This is a genomic window from Intrasporangium oryzae NRRL B-24470 (genome assembly GCF_000576595.1).
Classification (GTDB): Bacteria; Actinomycetota; Actinomycetes; order Actinomycetales; family Dermatophilaceae; genus Intrasporangium_C; species Intrasporangium_C oryzae.
Window position 1 is genome coordinate 1 of record NZ_AWSA01000030.1, and the last position, 23,455, is coordinate 23,455.

20 protein-coding genes are annotated in these 23,455 nt (G+C 71.9%); 14 read left to right on the plus strand and 6 right to left on the minus strand.

Annotation, left to right across the window (positions count from 1 at the left end):
* The 9 genes from N865_RS13770 to N865_RS13810 all read left to right on the plus strand — a co-directional run.
* The coding region (locus N865_RS13770; protein ID WP_034807023.1) for a DEAD/DEAH box helicase at positions 1 to 1,764 on the plus strand (1,764 nt) is incomplete at its 5' end.
* Positions 1,765 to 1,822: 58 nt separating this feature from the next.
* On the plus strand, positions 1,823 to 2,383 hold the full coding sequence (locus N865_RS13775; RefSeq protein ID WP_034807092.1) for a YqgE/AlgH family protein: 561 nt from the start codon (positions 1,823 to 1,825) through the stop codon (positions 2,381 to 2,383).
* Positions 2,384 to 2,396: 13 nt separating this feature from the next.
* Complete coding sequence (locus tag N865_RS13780; RefSeq protein WP_051510576.1) at positions 2,397 to 3,242, plus strand: glutamate racemase; 846 nt, start codon at positions 2,397 to 2,399, stop codon at positions 3,240 to 3,242.
* Positions 3,239 to 3,556, plus strand: coding sequence for a DUF3039 domain-containing protein (locus tag N865_RS13785; protein ID WP_034807025.1), 318 nt, complete (start codon positions 3,239 to 3,241; stop codon positions 3,554 to 3,556). Before N865_RS13780 ends, N865_RS13785 begins: the two co-directional genes overlap by 4 nt.
* Before the next feature lie 151 nt (positions 3,557 to 3,707).
* Positions 3,708 to 4,673, plus strand: coding sequence for a zinc metalloprotease (locus N865_RS13790; protein WP_034807028.1), 966 nt, complete (start codon positions 3,708 to 3,710; stop codon positions 4,671 to 4,673).
* A gap of 134 nt (positions 4,674 to 4,807) precedes the next feature.
* Complete coding sequence (locus tag N865_RS13795; RefSeq protein ID WP_034807030.1) at positions 4,808 to 6,559, plus strand: DEAD/DEAH box helicase; 1,752 nt, start codon at positions 4,808 to 4,810, stop codon at positions 6,557 to 6,559.
* Positions 6,560 to 6,695: 136 nt separating this feature from the next.
* A complete protein-coding gene (locus N865_RS13800) occupies positions 6,696 to 8,831 on the plus strand; it encodes a bifunctional lysylphosphatidylglycerol flippase/synthetase MprF (protein ID WP_051510577.1) in 2,136 nt (711 codons plus the stop codon).
* A 54-nt stretch (positions 8,832 to 8,885) separates the two neighbouring features.
* On the plus strand, positions 8,886 to 10,757 hold the full coding sequence (locus N865_RS13805; RefSeq protein ID WP_245603765.1) for a bifunctional metallophosphatase/5'-nucleotidase: 1,872 nt from the start codon (positions 8,886 to 8,888) through the stop codon (positions 10,755 to 10,757).
* Between the two features lie 151 nt (positions 10,758 to 10,908).
* Positions 10,909 to 11,367 (plus strand): helix-turn-helix transcriptional regulator, encoded by a 459-nt coding sequence (locus N865_RS13810; RefSeq protein WP_157557704.1) that lies wholly within the window; start codon positions 10,909 to 10,911, stop codon positions 11,365 to 11,367.
* A 130-nt stretch (positions 11,368 to 11,497) separates the two neighbouring features.
* Here the strand turns inward: N865_RS13810 and N865_RS13815 are convergent, their stop codons facing one another.
* Both N865_RS13815 and N865_RS13820 read right to left on the minus strand, forming a co-directional pair.
* Positions 11,498 to 12,808, minus strand: coding sequence for an alpha-amylase family glycosyl hydrolase (locus N865_RS13815; protein WP_034807034.1), 1,311 nt, complete (start codon positions 12,806 to 12,808; stop codon positions 11,498 to 11,500).
* Complete coding sequence (locus N865_RS13820; RefSeq protein WP_051510578.1) at positions 12,805 to 13,347, minus strand: Lrp/AsnC family transcriptional regulator; 543 nt, start codon at positions 13,345 to 13,347, stop codon at positions 12,805 to 12,807. Before N865_RS13820 ends, N865_RS13815 begins: the two co-directional genes overlap by 4 nt.
* A gap of 108 nt (positions 13,348 to 13,455) precedes the next feature.
* Between N865_RS13820 and hppD the strand changes: the two genes are divergently transcribed.
* The 3 genes from hppD to N865_RS13835 all read left to right on the plus strand — a co-directional run bounded on the left by hppD (position 13,456) and on the right by N865_RS13835 (position 16,991).
* On the plus strand, positions 13,456 to 14,700 hold the full coding sequence (gene hppD / locus N865_RS13825) for a 4-hydroxyphenylpyruvate dioxygenase (RefSeq protein ID WP_034807114.1): 1,245 nt from the start codon (positions 13,456 to 13,458) through the stop codon (positions 14,698 to 14,700).
* Positions 14,701 to 14,937: 237 nt separating this feature from the next.
* Positions 14,938 to 16,092 carry a cation:proton antiporter gene (locus tag N865_RS13830; RefSeq protein ID WP_034807036.1) on the plus strand — a complete coding sequence of 385 codons (1,155 nt, stop codon included), beginning with the start codon at positions 14,938 to 14,940 and terminating at the stop codon, positions 16,090 to 16,092.
* A 65-nt stretch (positions 16,093 to 16,157) separates the two neighbouring features.
* The gene (locus N865_RS13835) at positions 16,158 to 16,991 is read left to right on the plus strand and encodes an RDD family protein (protein WP_034807038.1); all 834 of its coding nucleotides are present in this window, start codon (positions 16,158 to 16,160) and stop codon (positions 16,989 to 16,991) included.
* 40 nt (positions 16,992 to 17,031) lie between these two features.
* Here the strand turns inward: N865_RS13835 and fahA are convergent, their stop codons facing one another.
* Both fahA and N865_RS13845 read right to left on the minus strand, forming a co-directional pair.
* Complete coding sequence (gene fahA / locus N865_RS13840; protein ID WP_034807040.1) at positions 17,032 to 18,261, minus strand: fumarylacetoacetase; 1,230 nt, start codon at positions 18,259 to 18,261, stop codon at positions 17,032 to 17,034.
* A gap of 101 nt (positions 18,262 to 18,362) precedes the next feature.
* Positions 18,363 to 19,205, minus strand: a complete 843-nt coding sequence (locus N865_RS13845) for a hypothetical protein (RefSeq protein WP_034807042.1) — start codon at positions 19,203 to 19,205, stop codon at positions 18,363 to 18,365.
* Positions 19,206 to 19,288: 83 nt separating this feature from the next.
* On the opposite strand from N865_RS13845, the gene N865_RS13850 reads away from it, so the two are divergent.
* On the plus strand, positions 19,289 to 20,560 hold the full coding sequence (locus tag N865_RS13850) for a homogentisate 1,2-dioxygenase (protein ID WP_034807044.1): 1,272 nt from the start codon (positions 19,289 to 19,291) through the stop codon (positions 20,558 to 20,560).
* 2 nt (positions 20,561 to 20,562) lie between these two features.
* Positions 20,563 to 21,276: an IclR family transcriptional regulator gene (locus N865_RS13855; protein WP_245603766.1), complete on the plus strand. Its 714-nt coding sequence runs from the start codon at positions 20,563 to 20,565 to the stop codon at positions 21,274 to 21,276.
* Between the two features lie 122 nt (positions 21,277 to 21,398).
* Here the strand turns inward: N865_RS13855 and N865_RS13860 are convergent, their stop codons facing one another.
* Together N865_RS13860 and N865_RS13865 are read right to left on the minus strand one after the other, a co-directional pair.
* Positions 21,399 to 22,016, minus strand: a complete 618-nt coding sequence (locus N865_RS13860; protein ID WP_051510579.1) for an isochorismatase family protein — start codon at positions 22,014 to 22,016, stop codon at positions 21,399 to 21,401.
* Positions 22,017 to 22,019: 3 nt separating this feature from the next.
* Complete coding sequence (locus N865_RS13865; protein WP_084328237.1) at positions 22,020 to 23,435, minus strand: nicotinate phosphoribosyltransferase; 1,416 nt, start codon at positions 23,433 to 23,435, stop codon at positions 22,020 to 22,022.
* Positions 23,436 to 23,455 lie beyond the last annotated feature (20 nt).

Consider the following 23,455-nt stretch of genomic DNA (forward strand, 5'->3'; position numbering starts at 1 on the left):
GACCGTCCGTCGTACAACCGTGACGACCGCCCCTCGTTCAAGCGTGATGACCGCGGCGAGCGCGGCTACCAGCGTCGCGATGACCGCCCGTCGTACAACCGCGACGACCGCCCGTCGTTCAAGCGTGATGACCGCGGCGAGCGCGGCTACCAGCGTCGCGATGACCGCCCGTCGTTCAAGCGTGACGACCGCGGAGACCGCGGGTACCAGCGTCGTGACGAGCGTCCCTCGTACAACCGTGACGACCGTGGCTTCGGCGGCGCCGTCTCCTTCGAGGACGCCGAGGCCGAGCGCCTCGAGGCCGACACCTGGACCAAGTCGACGCGCAAGGACGTCTCGGACGGACCGGTCGCGGTCGCCGAGGACAACGGTTTCGCCGCGCTCGGCCTGCCCGAGAACGTCGTGGAGCGGCTCGCCCGCGAAGGCATCACCCAGCCCTTCCCGATCCAGACGGCGACCATCCCCGACGCGCTCGCCGGCAAGGACGTCCTCGGCCGCGGCCAGACGGGTTCCGGCAAGACCCTCGCCTTCGGGCTGCCCGTCATCGCCCGCCTGCTCGAGGCCGGCCGTCGGCGCGCGCCGCGGCGGCCGCACGCACTGATCCTCACGCCGACGCGTGAGCTGGCGATGCAGATCTCCGACGCGCTCGAGCCGCTCGTGCACGTCGCCGGGCTGCGCCACAAGCTCGTCGCCGGTGGCCTCAGCTACACGACGCAGATCAACGCGCTCAACAAGGGCGTCGACATCCTCATCGCCACCCCGGGCCGGCTCAACGACCTGCTCGAGCGCGGCGCCGTCGAGATGGACGACATCGCGATCACCGTCCTCGACGAGGCCGACCACATGGCAGAGATGGGCTTCATGGCGGAGATCACGACGACCCTCGAGCGGATCCCGGCCGACGGCCAGCGGCTGCTCTTCTCGGCGACGCTCGACCGCGGGATCGACGACATCGTCGCCCGCTACCTGACCGACCCGGTCGTCCACTCGACCGACGACGCGACGGCCTCGGTCGAGACGATGGAGCACCACGTCCTGCTCATCGACCCGCAGCACAAGAAGGTCATCACCGCCGAGGTGGCGAACCGGGAGGGGCGGACCGTCGTCTTCTGCCGCACCAAGCTCGGCGCGGACCGCATCGCCAGCCAGCTGCGCGAGCAGGGCGTCATGGCGGCGGCGCTCCACGGCGGCCTCAACCAGGGTGCGCGCAACCGGGTCCTCGGGGCCTTCCGCGACGGCACGCTACCGGTCCTCGTGGCCACCGACGTCGCCGCGCGCGGTATCCACGTCGACGACGTCTCGGTCGTCCTCCAGGTCGACCCGCCGGCCGACCACAAGGACTACCTCCACCGCTCGGGGCGCACCGCGCGCGCCGGCGACAAGGGCACCGTCGTCACGCTGGCTCTGCCGCACCAGCGCCGCACCATGGAGCGCCAGCTGCGTGAGGCCGGTCTCGACATCGGCCTCGTCAAGGCGGCTCCCGGCGACGAGGTCATCGCCGCGACCGGCGCGACGCCGCCCTCGGGTGTGCCGATCGCCGAGGAGGAGTTCGCGCGCCTCATCGCCGGCCCGAAGGCCCACCGGCGCGGTCCGGCCGGCCCGCGTGGTCCGCGCGCCGGCTCGGGCGGGTTCCGTCCCCATCCGGGCCGGGGCCGCGACGACCGCTGGGGCGGCCGTGACGAGCGTCGGGGCCGTGGCGGCGACCAGCTCGTCACCCGCTGGGGCGACGACGAGGGTCGCGGCCGCCGCGGCTCGCGTTCCTGACGGGTCCGTCTGTCCTGACGAGTCGGTGGGAGTGGTGGCGGTGTGGAAGGCTGAGCCCGTGAGTCAGACCTTCCACACCGGCCGCCTCCTCGTGGCGACCCCTTCCGTCGTGGGGGACGTGTTCGGACGGTCGGTCATCCTCGTGCTCCACCATGACGAGGGTGGCGCCCAGGGCGTGGTCCTCAACAAGCCATTGACCGCTGACGTCGACTCGGTCCTGCCGGGATGGCAGCGCGTCGTGACGGCCCCACCCGTGCTCTTCCAGGGCGGCCCGGTGTCCACGTCGTCGGCGCTCGGCCTCGTCACCGTGCCGGGTGACGAGCCCGAGCCGCTCGGCGTCAAGCGGCTCTTCGGCTCCATCGGGCTCGTCGACCTCGACGTGCCGACGCCGGTGGTCGCCGCCGAGCTCGCCGGCATGCGGATCTTCGCCGGCTACTCCGGCTGGGAGTCGGGACAGCTCGAGGGAGAGATCCGGCGAGGCGACTGGTACGTCGTCGACGCCGAGGCTCGCGACCCGTTCAGCTCCGAGCCTGAGGGGCTCTGGCGTGCGGTCCTGCGGCGCCAGCGCGACAACCTCGCCTTCGTGGCCAGCTTCCCCGACGACCCCGCGATGAACTGAGGGGCCAGCGCACGTGAACGACGACGCCAGGGGATCGACCCGGCCCGGCGAGAGCCCGGACCGCGCGACGAGGCGAGTTGCCTTCGTCGACAGCGGGCTCGGGCTCGTCGCGTATGCCGACGCCCTCCTCTCGCTGCGGCCCGACCTCGGCCTCGTGCTCTCGATGGACCCCGACCACATGCCCTACGGACCTCGAACGCCGGACGAGGTCTGCGAGTTGATCCTGCGCTCCGCCCGTTCCGCGCTCGAGCACGAGCCCGATGCCGTCGTCGTCGCCTGCAACACCGCCTCTGTCCACGGGCTCGCGGCGCTCCGGGCCGAGCTCGAGCCCGCCGTCCCGGTGATCGGCACCGTGCCGGCGATCCGGCCCGCCGCGGCGGGCGGCGGACCGGTCGCGGTCTGGGCGACCGCGGCGACGGCGGCGAGCGACTACCTGCGTGGGCTCGTCGACGCCTTCGCGGTCGACGTCGAGACGCACGTCGTCGCTGCACACGGCCTCGCCGAGGCGATCGAGAGCGCCGACACGACCGCGGTCGACGCCGCGATCGGCGAGGCCGCCGCGCTGACGCCGGCGGGTGTCCGGGGGCTCGTGCTCGGATGCACGCACTACGGGCTCGTGGAGGACCGGATCGCGGGCGCGGTCGGGGCCGACGTGTCGATCTTCGACTCGCCGGTCGCCGTCGCGCGCCAGACGCTGCGGCGCATCGGGCTCGACCCGCACCCCGAGGGCCCTCGGAGAGGGGTCGAGGCGGTCCTGCTGAGCGGCCGGCCGGGGTCGCTGCCTGCCTCGGTGGGGGCCTACCCGGCGGGGGAGCGGCTCCTTCGGGAGCCGGCCCAGCGGCATACACTCTCGTCATGAGCGTCATGCCTCCCGACCCCTTCGACAACGACCCGCAGCCGCTGCGCAGCACCGGCACGGCGACGATCGAGCGCGAGGAGGTCCGTGAGGAGCTCCAGGAGCCGGGCGACCACGAGCGGTTCTCGCACTACGTCCGCAAGGAGAAGATCCTCGAGAGCGCCCTCACCGGCGAGCCCGTCGTCGCCCTCTGCGGCAAGATCTGGGTGCCCGGCCGTGACCCGCAGAAGTTCCCGGTGTGCCCGGTGTGCAAGGAGATCCACGACGGCCTGCGCAAGGCCGAGGACGGCGGCGACGGGTCCGGCGACGGGTCCTGACGCCCGCGACGACCGTCCCCGCCTGCCTTCCCGGACCGGCATTCCTTACCGAGTTTTTACTCGGGTTCTCCCGAGCCGGTCAGTTCGCGGTGCCTAGATTCGAGGCGCCGGCAGTCGCACGGCTGCCGCGTCGCCGAGAAAGGCCTCGCACATGAAGCTCCGCACACTCGCAGTCGCCGTACCGCTCGCCCTCCTCGCCTCGTCCGTCGCCGCACCGGTCCAGGCCTCCAACCTCCCTGACCGCTCGGCGTCCGAGGCGCCCTGCCTCGAGCCCGACGCCGTCGGTGCCCGCGGCGCCGGCGGGACCGCCAAGGACCCGCACGAGCTCTCCGAGGCGCAGGTCCGCGCCTACGAAGCCGCCCTCACCAGCGCCCTCGCCGCCAAGGGGCTCACCCGTGACGCGTCCGGTGCGCTCGTGCGCAGTGACAAGAGCGGCCAGAAGGGAAAGCCCGGCGGCGGGACGTTCACCCCCGTGACGGTCAAGGTCTACTGGCACGCGATCACCAATGGCAGCCAGGGGGCCCTCAGCACCACCGCGATCAACAACCAGATCTCCGTGCTCAACAGCGCCTACTCCGGATCCGGGTTCAGCTTCGCCATCGCCGGGGTCGACTCGACGAGCAACGCCGCGTGGTACACCGTGACGCCCGGCACGACCGCCGAGCGCGACATGAAGTCGGCGCTGCGCAAGGGCACGATGGCCGACCTCAACATCTACTCGGCCAACATCGGCGACAACCTCCTCGGCTGGGCGACCTTCCCGAAGAGGAGCTACGACGTCATGGACGGCGTCGTCGTGCTCACCGGCTCCCTCCCGGGCGGCAGCGCCACCAACTACAACCAGGGCGACACGGCCACGCACGAGGTCGGCCACTGGGTCGGGCTCTACCACACCTTCCAGGGGGGCTGTTCCGGCAACGGGGACTACGTCGACGACACGCCCGCGGAGGCCAGCCCGGCCTACCAGTGCCCGACCGGGCGTGACACGTGCACGAGCCCCGGGCTCGACCCGATCAAGAACTTCATGGACTACACCTACGACTCCTGCATGAACACCTTCACCACCGGTCAGGTCTCGCGGATGCAGGCCCAGTGGGTGGCCTACCGGGCCGCCTGAGAAGCCCGCGAACCCCCCGGGCCCGGGCGGTGACGCGAACCCGGCCCAGCGGCATACCACTCGGGTCGAGGCCCCGTCCAGCGCGACGGGGCCTCGGCATGTCGTCTCGGGGAACCGGCTACGTTGGGTCCCCTATGAGTTCAGGGGCTGCCTTCCATCTGCCACCCGCCTTCCCGGAGCGGGCGGCGTGGGGAACCGCATCCAAGCTCCGCGCCTGGCAGCAGGAGGCGCTCGACGCCTACCTCGCCGAGTCGCCGCAGGACTTCCTCGCGGTCGCGACGCCCGGAGCCGGCAAGACGACGTACGCGCTCCGCGTCGCGACCGAGCTGCTCTCGCGGGGAGTCGTCCACCGGGTGACGGTCGTCGCGCCGACCGAGCACCTCAAGACCCAGTGGGCCGACGCCGCGGCCCGGGTCGGGATCAGCCTCGACCCGAGGTTCAGCAACAGCGTGGGCCGGCACAGCGACGACTACCACGGCGTCGCCGTGACGTACGCCCAGGTCGCCTCGCGCCCGTCCCTGCACCGGGAGCTGACGACCTCGCGCCCGACGCTCGTCATCCTCGACGAGATCCACCACGGCGGTGACTCCAAGAGCTGGGGCGACGCCATCCGCGAGGCCTTCGAGCCGGCGGCGCGGCGCTTGTCGCTCACGGGGACTCCCTTCCGCTCCGACACCTCGCCGATCCCCTTCGTCCGCTACGAGCTCGACGCCGAGGGCACGCTCGTCAGCTCGAGCGACTACGCGTACGGCTACGCCGAGGCGCTGCGCGACGGCGTCGTGCGCCCCGTCCTCTTCATGGCCTACGGCGGCAGCATGCGCTGGCGGACCAAGGCGGGCGACGAGATCGAGGCCAAGCTGGGCGAGCCGATGACGAAGGACGCCGTCGCGCACGCGTGGCGCACCGCGCTCGACCCGAAGGGCGAGTGGATCCCAGCCGTGCTCGCCGCCGCGGACAAGCGCCTCACCGAGGTGCGGCGCCACGTCGACGACGCCGGCGGCCTCGTCATCGCCTCCAGCCAGACGCAGGCCAGGGCGTATGCCGGAATCCTCCGCTCGCTGACCGGCGAGAGTCCCACGGTGGTGCTGTCCGACGACGCCGGTGCCTCCCAGCGCATCGAGGAGTTCTCGACCGGCACGTCGCGGTGGATGGTCGCCGTGCGCATGGTGTCGGAGGGCGTCGACGTGCCGCGTCTCTGCGTCGGGGTGTACGCGACGTCGACCTCGACGCCGCTCTACTTCGCGCAGGCGGTCGGCCGGTTCGTGCGGGCCCGCCGGCGCGGCGAGACGGCGTCGGTGTTCCTGCCCTCGGTGCCCGTCGTCCTCGACCACGCCGCTCGACTCGAGGAGCAGCGCGACCACACCCTCGACCGGAAGCCCAACCCCGACGACGTCGCGCAGATGTGGGCCGAGGAGCAGGCCCTCATCGACGAGGCGAACCGCGAGGCCAAGACCGTCGGGCTCGACCAGGGGTCCTTCGAGGCGCTCGAGTCGGAGGCCCACTTCGACCACGTCCTCTTCGACAAGCAGCAGTGGGGGATGCACGCCCAGGTCGGCTCCGAGGACGAGCAGGAGTACCTCGGCCTGCCGGGTCTCCTCGAGCCCGACCAGGTGGCCCAGCTGCTCCACGAGCGGCAGCGCAAGCAGGTCCGGCGTGCCCCCAAGGACGCCGCCGTCCCCGTGGCCGCCCACCGGGCGCTCGCCGCACAGCGCAAGGAGCTCAACAAGCTCGTGGCGGCGTACGCCCGGCAGAAGGACGTCCCGCACGCCAACGTCCATCTCGACCTGCGGCGCGCGTGCGGGGGCCCTGACCTCGCGACGGCGTCGAGCGAGCAGGTCGCAGAGCGGATCGAGCGGATCCGGCTCTGGCTCGTCGGGCGCCGCTGACCGCGGCCGCGACTCGAGGCGAGCGCCGGTATCACCGCCGCACCCTGCGTCTCTGAGGGTGATGCCGACACCGCGCACTGCGACGGTCCTTCAGGGGGCAAGGAGGGCCGCGACCCGGTTTCCCTGCTCCGCACTCGTGCTCACGCTGCTCGTCGTCACCGGCCTGGTCTCCGGCTCCTTGTGGTCCCAGGCCGCCGCGTCGCGCGAGACGGCGGCGTTCGGCTACGGGCTGCCCGCGTTCGAGGACGGTCGCTGGTGGGGAGCCGTCACCGGGGTCTTCCTCGCCGTGAGCCCCTGGGGGTACGTGCCGGTCCTGCTCGGGGTGGTGGGCCTCGGGGTCTTCGCCGAGCGGCGCCTCGGCACGGCTCGGGCCCTCGTCGCCGTGGCGGCGTGCCACGTCGCCGGGGTCGCGGGGTCGGCGGGGCTCCTGCACGTCGCGAGCGGGCACGGCTGGGTCTGGGCCGACTCGCTCGCGCGCCTGCGCGACGTCGGGCCCTCGGCCGGGTTCGTCGGCGCGGCAGCCGCGGCCACGGCCACCCTCGGGCCACCGTGGCGTGGCCGGCTGCGGGTCGTGCTCCTCGGCTGGGCCGGGCTCTCGGTGCTCTACGTCGGAGGCCTGCCGGACCTCGAGCACCTGCTGGCCGCGCTCACCGGGCTCCTGCTCGGTCCGCTCCTGCTCGGCCGACGACCGCGGGTCACCGTGCGTGCCCTGTCCGGTCGTGAGCACCGCCTGCTCATCTGCGCCTTCCTCCTCGTCAGCGCCCTGGCGGCCGTCCTCTCCTCGATCGCTCCGGTGGCCGGTCCCCTGCCCGAGCTCGTCCCGGTTGCGGGGGCCGCTCGTCTGACGGCGGTCCACGCGAGCCACCTCGTGCCCGGGGGCGCACTCGCCCACGCCGTCGCGTTCCTCGTGCTCGCGCGCGTCGTCACCTGGGGCCGCCGGTCCGGGTGGTGGCTCACGGTCGGTGCGCTGGGCCTGGTCTCCACCGTCCAGGTCGTCGCTGCAGCGGGCCTCGTGTCGAGGGACCACGCCTGCTGGCCCGTCCTCGTCGACAACGCCGTGCTCAACCTCGCCGGGCTCGCCGTCGTCCTCAGCGGTCGTCACGCCTTCGGCCACGTGTCCCCGCGCCGTGCCACGGCGCTCCCGGAAAGCCTGCGTCGGTCGGCGGACGAGCAGGAGCGCGACCGCGCCACGTCGTGGCTGACCACCCACGGCTCGGCCGGACGCCTGTCGTGGATGACGACCTGGCGTGGCAACCGGTGGTTCTTCAGCGAGCGGCAGGAGGGCTACGTCGCCCACCGGGTCGGCGCCGGCGTGGCGCTCGCCCTCGGCGACCCCGTGAGCGCCACCGGGGACCGGTCCGCGCTGCTCCTCGAGTTCGCGCGCCGGGCCCGCCGTGACGGGCTCGTGCCGTGCGCGTTCGCCGCGAGCGCCGAGACGGCGGCCGCCGCGCGCCGAATCGGGTGGCGCTCGCTCGAGGTGGCCCAGGAGGCCGTCATCGACCTCGGCACGCTCGACTTCGTCGGCAAGCGCTGGCAGGACGTCCGCACCGCACTGAACCAGGCGGCGCGCCGCGGCATCACCTTCCGCCTCGTGCGCCTCGCCGACGAGCCGGAGGGCGTCCGTGCCCAGGTCGCCCGGATCTCGCGGGGCTGGCTCGAGGACAAGCGGCTGCCCGAGCTCGGCTTCACCCTCGGAGGGGTCGAGGAGGCTCTCGATCCACGGGTGCGCGTCGGGCTGGCGGTCGATGCGGATGGGCGCGTCCACGGGGTCACCTCCTGGCTGCCCGTCCTGCGCCCCGGTGACGGCGCGGTCGTCGGGTGGACGCTCGATGTCATGCGGAGGGGACCGGCGGGCTTCCGCGCGGTCATGGACTTCCTCATCGCGAGCGCCTGCCTGGCCTTCCGCGACGAGGGCTGTGACACCGTCTCCCTGTCCGCCGCGCCGCTCGCTCGGGTCGCCGACCAGCCACGGCATGGCCTCGAGTCCGTCCTCGACCGGCTGGGGCAGGGCCTCGAGCCCTACTACGGCTTCCGGTCGCTGCACGCCTTCAAGGCGAAGTTCCAGCCCCGCTACGAGCCGCTCCACCTCCTCTACCCGGACGAGGCGGCGCTGCCGCGGATCGGGCTCGCCCTCGTGCAGGCCTACCTCGCCTGCTCGGCCTGGCGGCTCGCCCTCGAGCTCGTGCACCCGCCGAGGCCCGCAACCGACAGGTCCTCTGGAGTTCACGAACCGGACCTATCCAGGCCCCACGCCGTCTCCCTGTCCGGTTAGGGTCGGTTCCCTGCGCCTCGGGGGTGAGTGCGCATCCGACACGAAGGACGACATGTGAGCAACGACGTGAGGCACGAGACCGACGAGATCCTCGGCTCCGGGACGACCCGGCGCCAGCTGCTGGCCATGGCCGCGGTCGGCGGCGCGGGGCTGGCCACCGTCGGGACGGCCGGCAGTGCCCGGGCCGCTGGGACCGGCGCCGGCACCGACGGTGAGACCGTCACCCTGACCGTGATCGGCACGACCGACCTGCACGGCAACGTCTACAACTGGGACTACTTCAAGAACGCCGAGTACACCGACAGCAAGGGCAACGACATCGGCGTCGCCAAGGCCTCGACGATCATCAAGGCGATCCGAGCCGAGGTCGGCGCCGCCTCGTGCATCACCCTCGATGCGGGCGACACGATCCAGGGCACTCCGCTCGCGTACTACTACGCCAAGATCGACCCGATCACGGCCGGTGCGACGCACCCCATGGCCGCGGCGATGAACCAGGTCGGCTACGACGCCGCCGCGCTCGGCAACCACGAGTACAACTACGGCCTCGACACGCTCCGGGCCTTCGAGAGCCAGCTGAACTTCCCGCTCCTGTCGGCCAACTCGGTCGACTGGAACACGGGTGCCCCGGTCTTCAAGCCGTGGGTCATCAAGACGATCAAGCTCGAGGACCGCAAGCCGATCAAGGTCGGCATCCTCGGGCTCGTGACGCCGGGCGTCGCCATCTGGGACAAGGCCAACGTCGAGGGCAAGGTCAAGTTCCCCGGCATCATCGAGCAGGCCAAGGTGTTCGTCCCGCGCCTCAAGGCGGCCGGCGCAGACGTCGTCATCGTCTCCTGCCACTCCGGCACCAACGGCAGCTCGTCGTGGGGGGATGCCCTGCCCTACGTCGAGAACGCGAGCGCCCTGCTCGCCGAGCAGGTGCCCGACATCGACGCGATCCTTGTCGGGCACGCCCACGTCGAGATCCCCGAGAAGCTCGTGACCAACAAGCAGACCGGCAAGCAGGTGGTCCTCTCGGAGCCCTACTACTGGGGCATGCGCGTCACCCGGATGTCGCTCGACCTGCAGAAGATCCGGGGCCAGTGGCAGGTCGTGCACTCGAGCTCGATGCTCTACAACTCCAACGTCGTTCACGAGGACACCACCGTCACCGAGGCGGTCGCGGCCGCGCACCAGAAGGTGCTGACCTACGTCAACGGCGTCATCGGCACGTGCACCGAGGCGATGTCGGCCGCCACCTCGCGCTACCAGGACACCGCGGCGATGGACTTCATCAACTTCGTCCAGGGCGACGCGGTCAAGGCGGCCCTGGTCGGCACCCCGCAGGAGGGCCTGCCGGTCCTGTCGATCGCGGCGCCCTTCAACAAGTTCGCGGCGATCCCGCAGGGAGACGTCACGGTCCGGGACGTCGCCGGCCTCTACATCTACGACAACACCCTGCTCGGCATCGTCCTCACCGGCGCCGAGATCAAGGACTACCTCGAGAAGAGCGCGACGTACTTCAAGCAGGTCAGCGGGACAGGCCCGTTCACGGCCGACCAGGTCACCAACGCCGCGACGCCGACGGCCCCGAACGGCACGCCCGACTACAACTACGACATCATGGGCGGCCTCGACGCCGCGCTCACCTACAAGATCGACATCGCGCAGGCTCCCGGCTCGCGGATCCTCGACCTGTCGTATGCCGGGTCGCCCGTGGGCGCCGACGCGCAGTTCGTCGTCGCCATCAACAACTACCGCCAGTCGGGCGGCGGCGGGTTCCCGCACGTCGTGACAGCGCCCGTCGTCTACAACCGGCAGATCGAGATCCGCCAGCTGCTCATCGACTGGGCGAGCGCCCACAAGGTCATCGACCCGCCGTCGTTCTCGCACCTCGACTGGAAGCTCGTGAGCAACGGCGTCGACATCCAGGTCACCGGCTGACCTCAGGGCTCGACGAGCACCAGAGCACGAGCACGGCGAGGGCCCGGCGACCGAAGCGAGGTCGCCGGGCCCTCCCTCGATGACCCGGTGCGACCCGGTGCCATCCGGTGCGACCCGGTCCGGGCCGGTCGGGGCCCTGATCTGTGGCACCATGCCAAGGGTGACGAGCACGCCCGCTTCGGAGCAGCGCCTGCGCGACCTGGCCCGGTTGCGCCGCGTCCGCGACCGGATCGACCGCGACTACACGCAGCCGCTCGACGTCGAAGCGCTGGCCCGTGGTGTGAACATGTCGGCCGGGCACCTGAGTCGCCAGTTCCGGCTCGCCTACGGCGAGTCGCCGTACGGCTACCTCATGACGCGTCGGATCGAGCGCGCGATGGCGCTGCTGCGTCGCGGCGACCTCAGCGTCACCGAGGTCTGCTTCGAGGTCGGCTGCTCGTCGCTCGGCACGTTCAGCACCCGCTTCACCGAGCTAGTCGGGGTGCCGCCGAGCGTCTACCGGCGTGAGGCGTCCGGGGCGCCCGGAGGGATCCCGTCGTGCGTCGAGAAACAGGTGACGAGACCGCTCAGGAATCGAGAAGCACAGTCCTCAGAGCCGCATCGAGCGTGACCCTCGTGGACAGCACCATCCACTGGAGCTTCCTCCCGCGGGCAACCTCGTGCGCATCCAGCAGCGCCCTTGACCCTGGCGGGACCGGGCCACCCTGGGGGAGGGTCCTCCCAGGTGGCCCGATGGCCCGTCAGGACCCGACGAGGATGCGGTAGCCCCAGCCCGGCAGCGTGAGGTCTGCGTCACGTTGGAGGGAGAGCGACTCACCGGTGAAGGCGTCGGTCCACGTGCCGGACTGGGGACCGTCGCCGAGGGTCACGGTCCGCTCGTCGGGGGAGAGGTTGAACGCGCCGAGCAGCCGGTCGCCGTCCTGCGCCCGGACGAAGCACAGCACGGACTTCTCGTCGGAGTTCGGCACACGGACCATCCGGGCGCCCCACGCGCCGTTCCACAGCGCGGGGTGCGCCTTCTTCAGCGCGAAGAGCCGGCGGTAGAGCTCGCCCTGCGGGTCATCCCGCCACTCGATCTCGTCCTTCTCGAAGAAGACGAGGCGCCGGTCGCTGCCCGCCTCCTGCCCGTTGTAGATGAGCGGCATACCCTCGCCGACGACGGACAGCGCGATGGCGGCGTCGAGCGCGTCCCCGAACTGCTCGTACTCGGTGCCCTCCCACGCGTTCTTGTCGTGGTTGCTGACGAACGTCATCCGGATCGCGTCGCGCTGGTAGAAGCGGTCGTTCCATGCGTAGTAGACCTTGAGCGCCTCGACGTCGGCCTTGCCGTGGGCGATGCGGTGCATCGTGTCGTTCCAGCTCCAGGCGTACGTCATGTCGAAGGCGCGGACGTGGAGGTCGCGCGACTCCCACTCGGCGAGCATGAAGACCGGCTTGATCGCGTCGAGCTCGCGCCGCACGGTCTCCCAGAAGTCGACAGGGACGAACCCGGCCACGTCGCAGCGGAACCCGTCGACGTCGACTTCGCGCACCCAGTACGCCATCGCCTCGGTCATGTAGCGGCGCAGACCGGGCTGGCTGTAGTCGAGGTCGATGATGTCGTCCCAGTCCCACCACGGCGTCGGCCGGAAGTCGCCCTTCCAGTCGCGGGCGTACCACTCGGGGTGTTCGGCGACGAGGTGGTTGTCCCAGGCCGTGTGGTTGGCGACCCAGTCGAGGATGACGTGCAGGCCGAGGTCGTGCGCGGTCGCCACGAAGTGCTTGAGGTCGTCGAGGGTGCCGAACTCGGGGTTGACGGCGAGGTAGTCCTTCACGGCATACGGGCTGCCGAGCCCGCCCTTGCGGTTCTTCTCACCGATCGGGTTGACGGGCATGAGCCAGACGATGTCGACGCCGAGATCGCGCAGCCGGGGCAGGTGCGCCTCAGCTGCCCGGAAGGTCCCCTCGGGCGTGAAGTGGCGCTGGTTGACCTGGTAGATCGTCGCTGACCTGCTCCACTCCGGGTGGCGGAGCTGGACGTCGGGGACGGGCTCGTACGGGTTTGCGGTCACGGCGTCGGGGCTCCTGCCGGGTCGGGCTCGCCGAGGAGGCTCTCGACGAGCGGGATGGTCCTGTGGTCGATTCTGGTGGCGAGCGAGATCACGGTCGAGGCCCTGATCACGTGCGAGTCGTCGACGACGTCGTCGATGACCCGCTGCAGGTCGGCGTTGTCGCGACCGACGATCCGGATGAGGACGTCGCCCGACCCGGTGATGGTGTGGGCCTCGAGGACCTCCGGGATCGAGGCGAGGTGGGCGACGACGGGCTGGTGACCCTTGCCCTGCCGGATCTCGAGGGTGCAGAACGCGGTGACCGGGAAGCCGAGGGCGGCCGGGTCGACGTCGGGAGCCATGGACCGCAGGACGCCCCGTCGCTGGAGCCGGTCGAGCCGGGCCTGGACGGTTCCCCGGGCGACCCCGAGCCGGCGGGACGCGCCGAGGACGCCGACCCCGGGCTCGGTCAGCAGCAGCAGGAGGATCCGGCAGTCGAGGTCGTCGACGGGACCCGGGGCCGGCGGTGGCCCGGCCGAGGTCGGGGGCTGGGAGGTCATGGACAAAGTGTCCAATGCTCAGCGGCATACGGCCAGCACTTTGTGCACGATGCCCAGCCGGACGCCGAGGTGTTGACCATCGGGACCGGCGCGCGCCACGCTCGCGCCATGACGGACACGATCCCTGCTGCGACGCCGCAGCCCGCCCTCGACCTCACCGACCAGGAGCGCGAGGCCAACCTCGACCTCGACCAGCTCAAGCAGCTCGTCGGACTCGTGGAGTACGACGAGATGAAGGACGTCTTCCCGGTCACCGGCTGGGACGCCATCGTCTTCGTCGTCGGGAACGCCACCCAGACGGCGCACTACTACCAGAGCGCCTGGGGCATGGAACTCGTCGCCTACTCCGGCCCGGAGAACGGCAACCGCGACCACAAGGCGTTCGTCCTCAAGAGCGGCTCGATCCGCTTCGTCGTCAAGGGCGCCGTCGACCCCGGCAGCCCCCTCGTCGAGCACCACCGCAGGCACGGCGACGGCGTCGTCGACATCGCCCTCGAGGTCCCCGACGTCGACCGCTGCATCGCCCAGGCGCGCACGGCCGGCGCGACCGTCCTCGAGGAGCCCGCCGACCACACCGACGAGCACGGCACCGTCCGCATCGCCTCCATCGCGACGTACGGCGAGACCCGCCACACGCTCGTCCAGCGCACGGTCGACGGTCAGACGTATGCCGGCCCGTACCTCCCGGGCTACGTCGCTGCCGCCTCGACCTACGAGAAGCGCGACGGCCAGCCCAAGCGGCTCTTCCAGGCGCTCGACCACGTCGTCGGCAACGTCGAGCTCGGCCACATGGACCAGTGGGTCGCCTTCTACAACCGCGTCATGGGGTTCGTGAACATGGCCGAGTTCATCGGCGACGACATCGCCACCGACTACTCCGCCCTCATGAGCAAGGTCGTCGCCAACGGCAACCACCGCGTCAAGTTCCCGCTCAACGAGCCGGCCATCGCGAAGAAGAAGAGCCAGATCGACGAGTACCTCGAGTTCTACCGCGGCGCGGGCGCCCAGCACCTCGCCGTCGCGACGAACGACATCCTCGCGTCGGTCGATGCCCTTCGCGCCAACGGCGTCGAGTTCCTCGACACCCCGGACTCCTACTACGAGGACCCCGAGCTGCGCGAGCGCATCGGCAACGTCCGCGTCCCGATCGAGGAGCTGCAGAAGCGCAAGATCCTCGTCGACCGCGACGAGGACGGCTACCTCCTTCAGATCTTCACCAAGCCCCTCGGCGACCGGCCCACGGTCTTCTTCGAGCTCATCGAGCGCCACGGCTCCCTCGGCTTCGGCAAGGGCAACTTCAAGGCCCTCTTCGAGGCCATCGAGCGCGAGCAGGAGCGCCGCGGCAACCTCTGACCGACGGAGCGCGCGCGTGCCGGCCGGGTGGGTCGGCGCGTGCTCGCGCCGGTTGGGGGCCGACGGCTGGTTCGCCCCGTTCTCGGTGTGGGGCGGCCGGTGCGCCGATCCGCGGCGGCCCGGCCCCACCGGGTGCATGCTGACCCCATGAGAGTCGGTGTGCTCGTCCGCCCGCTACCGCGACGTCGACCGTCCGCGGCAGTCTGCGCCGTCGGATCCTGAGGCGGTGGAGGCGAAATGGGGTTCGGCACACTCGCGCTGATCTGTCTCGTCGCCCTGCTCGGGCCGATCCTCTCCCTGCCGCGCTGGCTGCACCTGCCCGTCGTCATCGGCGAGCTCCTCGTCGGGATCCTGCTCGGGCAGACGGGGTTTGGGGTGGTGCACGCCGACGACCCGACGTTCGCGTTCCTCGCGGAGGTCGGGTTCGCCCTCGTCATGTTCGTGGCCGGCACCCATCTGCCCCTGCGTGACCCCGCCCTCCGGGCCGGGCTCCCGCGCGGTCTCACGCGCGCCGTTGGCGTGGGTCTGCTCGCCGTCCCCGTCGCCTGGCTGGTCGCCGAGTTCTTCGGCACCGGGCACGCCGCCCTGTATGCCGTCCTGCTCGCCTCGTCGTCGGCCGCGATCGTGCTTCCCGTCCTCAACGGCACTCCGCTCACGGGGCCGGCCATGGTCGAGCTCCTTCCTCAGCTCGCGGTGGCCGATGCCGCCTGTGTCGTCGCCCTGCCCCTCGCCATCGACCCCGCGCACGTCGGCCGCGCTCTCGTCGGCGCCCTCGTCGTGATCGCCGGCGCGGTCGTCCTCTGGCTCGTCCTGCGCTGGTTCGTCCGGTCGGGGCGAGAGGAGCGCATCCGCCACCTCTCGCACGAGAGGAGCCTGGCCCTCGAGCTCCGGGCGTCGCTGACCATCCTCTTCACCCTCGCCGCGCTCGCCGTCGCGGGACACGTCTCGGTCATGCTCGCGGGGTTCGCCGCGGGCATGGCGCTGTCGGCCGTGGGGGAGCCGCGCCGGGTGGCGAAGCAGCTCTTCGCGGTCACCGAGGGGTTCTTCGCGCCGATCTTCTTCGTCTGGCTGGGCGCCTCGCTCGACCTGCGTCAGCTCGCCGACCACCCCAGCGCGATCGTGCTCGGGATCGTGCTCGGCCTCGCCGCCGTGGCGGTCCACGGGGCCATGGTCGTGACCGCCCAGCCGTGGCCCGCCGCCGTCATCACGGCTGCCCAGCTCGGGGTGCCCACCGCGGCGGCCGCGCTGGGCACCACGCTCGGCCTGCTCCGGGTGGGGGAGGCCACGGCCCTGCTGCTCGGAGCCCTCGTGACCATCACCGCGACCGCGATCGTCGCCGGGCGGGTCGAGGCGCTGGCCGTGGCCACCGCGCCCTCTCCGACGGGCGACTGACCCCCGGCCGGGATGGCCTCGGGCCGGCCGACGGAAAGGGGCGGTGTCCGTGGCAGAGTTGGGCCATGAGCCAGCAGCCCTCCGGGTGGTACGACGACCCGAGCAACCCCGACATGCTCCGCTACTGGGACGGCGTCACGTGGACCAACCACACCGCGCCGAAGAAGTCCCCGACCGCGTCGCAGAGCACGATCGGGCTCCCCCAGCAGCCTGCCCCGGGCACGTCCCAGGTCCCGACTCCGACCGCGCCGGTGCCACAGGGGAGCGGGTGGCACACGCAGGCCCCGGGGCAGTACCAGCAGGCCCCGCGCTACACGCCCGCTCCCGGCGCCATGGGCTGGGCCACCGGCCCGACGACCAAGGACGGTGTGCCACTTGCCTCCTGGGGCAGGCGCGCGGTCGCCCGGATCCTCGACTGGGTCATCACCGGCGTCATCACCGGAATCCTCGGCTGGTCGTGGATGAGTGACCTCGGTCGCTGGTACGGCAACCTGATCAACCAGATCGAGTCCGGCGTGACTCCCGATGCCGCGACGATGCAGTCCGAGCTGATGCGCCTCGTCATGCCCATCGCCATCCTGTCCGTGGTCGTCGGGCTCGTCTACGAGACGACCTTCCTCGTGACCAAGGGCGCGACCCCCGGGAAGATGGCTGCCGGGATCAGCGTCCGCCGCACCGGCGGGCCCGGTCCCCTCACCGTGGTCGACGCCCTCAAGCGCCAGGTCCTGACGGTTGCGAACTCCCTGTCGAGCGCGGTGCCGGGCCTGTCCACGATCTTCAGCATCGTCGTCATCCTCGACTACCTCTGGCCCCTCTGGGACGACCGACGCCAGGCCCTCCACGACAAGATCGCCGACACCCAGGTCATCGTCGGCAAGCGCGCGCCGCGCCAGGGCTGACCGAAACCCCGGCGCCACCCCGGCACCACCCCGGCGCGCGTCAGCGCGCCGGGGTGATCGTCCCCGTCACCTCGGAGATCCCGACGCGGGTTCCGTCCGGTCCCGGCGCCCATGCGGTGATCGTCACGGTGTCGCCGTCCTCGAGGAACCCGCGGGTCGACCCGTCCGCCAGGGTGAGCGGCTCGGTGCCGTTCCAGGTCAGCTCGAGGAGGCTGCCGCGAGAGTCCTTGGACGGGCCGCTGATGGTGCCCGACCCGAAGAGGTCGCCGTCGCGCAGGGACGCGCCGTTCACCGTCATGTGGGCGAGCATCTGCGCGGGCGACCAGTACATCCCGGAGTGCTCGGGACGTGAGACGACGGTCCCGTTGATCGAGACCTCGAGATGGACGTCGAGGCCGAAGGCGTCGCCCTCGAGGTAGGGCAGGATCGCCGGGTCGGACTGTCCGGGCAGGGGCACGCGCGCACCCCCGAGCGCGGCGAGCGGGGTGACCCACGCCGAGATCGACGTCGCGAAGGACTTGCCGAGGAAGGGCCCGAGCGGGACGTACTCCCAGGCCTGCAGGTCGCGGGCGCTCCAGTCGTTGAGCAGCACGATGCCGAAGAGGTGCCGGGCCGCGTCGTCGACGGAGACCCGGGTGCCGAGCTCCGTCGCACCGCCGACGACGTAACCGAGCTCGGCCTCGATGTCGAGGCGGATGCTCGGTCCGAAGACGGGGACCGGGTCAGCGGGCCCCTTACGCTGCCCCGTCGGGCGCACGACGTCGGTTCCCGAGACGACGACGGTGCCCGAGCGCCCGTGGTAGCCGATGGGCAGGTGCTTCCAGTTGGGGGGCAGCGCCGCGTTGTCGGGCCGGAAGATCTGGCCCACGTTGCTCGCGTGGTCCTCGCTCGCATAGAAGTCGACGTAGTCGGCGACCTCGACCGGCAGGTGCAGGACCACGCGGTCGAGCGCGTGGAGGTGGGGCTCGACGCCGGCGCGGTGGACGTCGTCGGTGAGGATCTCCGTGAGCCACCAGCGGGCCGTCGCCCACGCGTCGGGGCCGAGGGCGAGGAAGGGGTTGAGGCTCGGGTGCGCCCAGGCGGCGGCGAGGTGCGGCCCGTCGCCGGGGTCGCCGCCGAGCGCGGCCACCGCCGACGCGTCGAGGACGAGGTCGCCGATCCGGACCCCGACCCTCCGGCGTTCCGGATCGTCGGTCGTGGCGAAGACGCCGTAGGGCAGCGTCTGGATGCCGAACGGGTGGTCGGCCGGTACATCGAGCCAGGTGCTCACAGGGGTCTCCTCGAGGTCGGTGGTTCGGTGACGCTCCGGTGGTGGCGTCTGGTGTCGTTTCGGCGGCGCCCCGGCATACCCGGTGCGCCGCTGGGCTGGCGTCAGGTGACGAGGCCGAGGGCGGCCAGCTCGCCGAGCGGCTCGTCGACGCCGCAGCAGCCGTACCCGGTGAAGCTCGCGCGGACGCGGGCGACGTCGTCGGTCCCCAGCCGGATGACGTGGTCGACGACGAACGGCTCGTCGGTCTGGCGCAGGACCTGGGCCAGCTCGGGAGCCTCGGCGCCGTCGAGGGCCTCATGAACCGCGAGGAGGACGTTGAGCAGGCCGTGCATCGGCTGGCCCTCATAGGTGCCGCGCACGGCGTGGTGCAGCCCGCCGGTCAGTTTGAAGGACAGCCCGCGAAGGACCACCGCGTCGAGGAACCGACCGAGCGCCGACTCGTCCGGCCAGGCCCATGTCTCGGTCGGGCCGGTGCGGAACTTCGCCGTCACGTCCGCCTCGTCGTCGACCGCGACCGCGATGTCGTCGAGGGCAGCCTCCTGCTCGGCTCCGAGGCCCACCTCGACGACCATCGGCACCTCGAGCGCGAGGAGCTCACGCCACCGGTCCGACCAGCCGACCTCGACGGCGTGGACGACGACGCGCTCGTCGTTCCGGAGCAGTCCCACCGCCTCGACGACGGGCTCCGTCGGCGAGCCGGGTCGGGCGATGAGGCCGATGCCGAGCGGGTCTGCGGTGGTCTGGTCGTGCCCCGCCGCGAGGCGGGAGACCTCAGCCGCCGCGGTCGCCGGCACGAGCAGGGGACCGAGCTGGGCGGCATACGGCCCCGTGCGGCGGGCGAGGTGCTCGCGGACCGCCACGTCGAGCGGGGCGAGCCCCGGCGGGAAGACGGCTGCGTCGTCGACGAGGCGGTCGAAGAGGGGCGCGATCGGCGTCCTTGACATGGGACTGGAGCGTACTCCACTGTGTCGTTAGCGATACACAGACGTCCGATTATCGGACGTCGCTAGGGTCCTCGAGGAGCGACATGGCGCACTACCAGGCCGTCGGCAGCATCCCGCCGAAGCGGCACACGCAGCACCGCCGCCCCGACGGCGAGCTCTACTACGAGGAGCTCATGGGGGAGGAGGGCTTCTCGTCCGACTCGTCGCTGCTCTACCACCGCAACATCCCCTCGACGATCGCCGACTCGCGTGTCTGGGACCTTCCCGACCAGTCGACGACACCGAACCACCCGCTCGTGCCGCGCCACCTCAAGCTCCACGACCTCTTCGACGCGGCCACCATCTCCGAGACCGACGTCGTCACCGGTCGTCGCCTCGTCCTCGGCAACGGCGACGTGCGCATCTCGTATGCCGTCAGCGCCCGGCCGAGCCCGTGGTACCGCAACGGGATCGGCGACGAGTGCATCTACGTCGAGCGCGGCCGGGCTCGCGTCGAGACGGTCTTCGGGAGTTTCGAGGTCGCGGAGGGCGACTACGTCCTCATCCCGCGGGCGACGACGCACCGATGGATCCCCGAGGTCTCCGACGACGACCCGCTCCGGGCCTACTGCATCGAGGCCAACAGCCACATCACCCCGCCGAAGCGCTACCTCAGCAAGTACGGCCAGCTCCTCGAGCACGCGCCGTACTGCGAGCGCGACCTGCGCCAGCCTGCCGGCCCGCTCCTCGCCGAGGACATCGGCGCCTCGCCCGACGAGCAGACCGAGGTCTACATCAAGCACCGGGGCAACGGCCCCGGCGGTGTCGTCGGCACGGTCCACACCCTGCCCTTCCACCCGCTCGACGTCGTCGGCTGGGACGGCTGCCTCTACCCGTACGTCTTCAACGTCCGCGACTTCGAGCCGATCACCGGGCGGATCCACCAGCCGCCGCCGGTTCACCAGGTGTTCGAGGGCTGGAACTTCGTCATCTGCAACTTCGTGCCGCGCAAGGTCGACTACCACCCGCTCGCGATCCCGGTGCCCTACTACCACTCCAACGTCGACAGCGACGAGATCATGTTCTACGTCGACGGCGACTACGAGGCCCGCAAGGGATCGGGCATCGGCAAGGGCTCGATCTCGGTCCACCCCGGTGGCCACGCCCACGGGCCGCAGCCCGGCGCGACCGAGGGGTCGATCGGCGCCGAGCGCTTCGACGAGCTCGCCGTCATGGTCGACACCTTCCGACCCCTCGAGCTCGGCGAGGCGGGCTTGGCCGTCGACGACGGCCTGTACGCCTTGTCATGGTCCCGTGGCGCGAACCGCACTGGCACGCAGGCGGATCCGGCCGGGACCCGGCACTCCGAGGGTTGAGGGTGAGTCTCTCGCCGGACCGTGCGACCGCTGCGGCGTCGAGTGCCGAGTCCGGTGGTGGCCGACCTGAGTCGTCGAAGACGCTCGACCGCGGCGTCCGGCTCCTCGAGGTCCTGGCCCGACCCGCGACGACGAGCCTGACCATCACCGAGCTCGCTGCCGAGCTCGGGGTCGGCCGTCCGGCCGTCTACCGTCTCGTCGCGACGCTCGCGGACCACCAGCTCGTCGCCCGCCAGCCGGACGGACGGGTGCGGCTCGGCATCGGCGTCAGCCGCCTCGCTGCCGCGGTGACCCCGGTCGTGCGGAACGAGGCCCGGCCGATCCTGCGCGCTCTCGCCGACGACGTGGGCGCGACCGCACACCTCACGATCGCCGAGGGTGACGAGGCGCTCGCCCTCGTCGTCGTCGAGCCGTCGTGGACCGACTTCCACGTGGCCTATCGGTCCGGCGCCCGCCACCGGCTCGACCAGGGGGCCGCGGGACGCGCCATCCTCGCGGGGCGTGCGGGCCGCACCGGACTCGTCGCGACGGACGGTGAGCTCCAGGCCGGGGCCCACGGCCTCGCCCTGCCGATCGCGACGGCCGGGGCGCCCGGGGCGCCCGGGGGAGCGGTCGAGGCCTCAGTGGGCGTCGTCTCGCTCCAACCTCTCGACCCCGCGCTGATCGGACCGGCCCTGCACCGCGCCGCCCTCGCCCTGGCGGCCGTCCTGCGCTAGCCGCGCTGCAGGTTCCGGATGACGACCATCACCCGGCGCTCGGGGCGGGTGGGGCAGCGCGCCCCGCCGGTCCCGCGGGCAGCCCTCGGATCGTGGTCGTCATCCGGAACACGGCCCGGCAGTCAGCCGACCCTCGGGGCCCCGACGAGGTGGATCCCGGCGCCCTGGAGCTGGGCCAGCGCAGCCTCGGTGGTCTCCCGGGCCGCGCCGGCCGTGAGGTCCAGCAGCACCGTCGTGTCGAACCCCTCGGCCGCGGCGTCGAGGGCGGTGGCTCGCACGCAGTGGTCGGTTGCGATCCCGACGACATCGACGCGGGTGACCTCCCGGTCCCTGAGCCAAGTGGCGAGGGTGGAGCGCTCGTCGTCGTCGCCGCGCCCTTCGAACCCGCTGTACGCGGCGGCATACTCGCCCTTGCGGAAGACCGCCTCGACGTGGTGCAGGGCCGTCGAGAGGTGGGGGTGGAAGTCGGCGCCGTCCGAGTCCGCGACGCAGTGGACCGGCCATGTGTCGACGTAGTCGGGGCTGGCCGAGAAGTGGTCGCCCGGCTCGATGTGCCAGTCGGCGGTCGCCACGACGTGGTCGTAGTCGGCGGCGTGATCAGTGACGTGGGCGCTCACGGCCCGGGCCACGGCGGCGCCGCCTGCGACGGCGAGGGAGCCGCCCTCGCAGAAGTCGTTCTGGACGTCGACGATGACGAGCGCTCGGCGGTCGCTCGGTTCGGCCCCGGAGTGGGTGGCCATGGCTCAGTCCTCCTCGTAGAGCGTCGGGATGACGGGCTCGCCGCGCGACAGCTGCGCCGCGGCACGGGGCAGCTCGGCCCGGGAGGCTGCATGGCGCGCCCTGGCCTCGTGGATGTCCTGGTGGTCGACGACCTGGCCGTCGCGGACGAGGTCGATCATGAGGGGCCGGTCGTCGCCGTCGTCCAGGGGTGCCTCTCCGACGCCGATGACCTCGGCCTGGGCCACCCCCTGGCCGTTCCGGCGCCGGAGAGCCCACTTTCGTCCGCCGACGGACGTCTTGTCCTTGCTCTTCTTGGCCACTCCCTGCAGGGTGCCGCTCGAGTCCTCACGCGCGACGAGCTTGTAGACCATCGAGGCCGTCGGCGCGCCGGAGCCCGTGACGAGCGCGGTCCCGACGCCGTAGCCGCTCACAGGGCCGGCCGCGAGCGCCGCGATGGCGTACTCGTCGAGGTCGGACGTGACGATGACCCGGGTCTCGGTGTTGCCTGCGGCGTCGAGCTGGGCGCGCACCTCACGGGCCTGGATGAGCAGGTCGCCCGAGTCGAGGCGGACCGCGCCGAGCTCGGGGCCCGCGATCTCGATGGCGAGGTCGACGGCCGTCTTCACGTCGTAGGTGTCGACGAGCAGGGTCGTGCCCTTGCCGAGAGAGTCGACCTGGGCCGTGAACGCCTGCCGCTCCGAGTCGTAGAGGAGCGTGAACGCGTGGGCCGACGTCCCCGTGGTCGGGACGCCGTAGCGCCGTCCGGCCTCGAGGTTGCTCGTGGCGTCGAAACCGGCGATGTATGCCGCTCGCGCCGCCGCGACGGCAGCCTCCTCGTGCGTCCGCCGGGACCCCATCTCGATGCACGGCCGGCCGCCGGCCGCCGTCGTCATGCGCGAGGCGGCGGACGCGATGGCCGTGTCGTGGTTGATGATCGACAGGACGAGCGTCTCGAGGACGACCCCCTCGGCGAAGGTCGACTCGACGACGAGGACCGGCGACTGGGGGAAGTAGCACTCGCCCTCGGCGTAGCCGCTGACCGTCCCGGTGAAGCGGTAGTCGGCGAGCCAGTCGATGGTCGCGCGGTCGACGACGCGGTGGTCGGCGAGGAAGCGCAGCTGGTCCTCGCCGAACCGGAAGCGCTCGAGGGCCTCGAGGAACCGGCCGGTGCCGGCGACGACGCCGTAGCGGCGGCCGTCGGGCAGGCGCCGCGCGAACGTCTCGAACACGCAGCGGCGGTGAGCCTCGCCCGAGGCGAGGGCCGCCTGGAGCATCGTCAGCTCGTAGTGGTCGGTCAGCAGGGCCGTGGACGCCGACCCGTGGGACGACGCGCGCGTGCCCGGAGCCGGTGAGTCGGTCGCTGAGTCGGTCGGCGAGTCGGTCGGTGATTCGGTGGGTGAGTTCGTCGGCGTGGCCGTCGGGGCGGCTGGAGTGCTCACGCCCGTCAGCCTACGGGCGC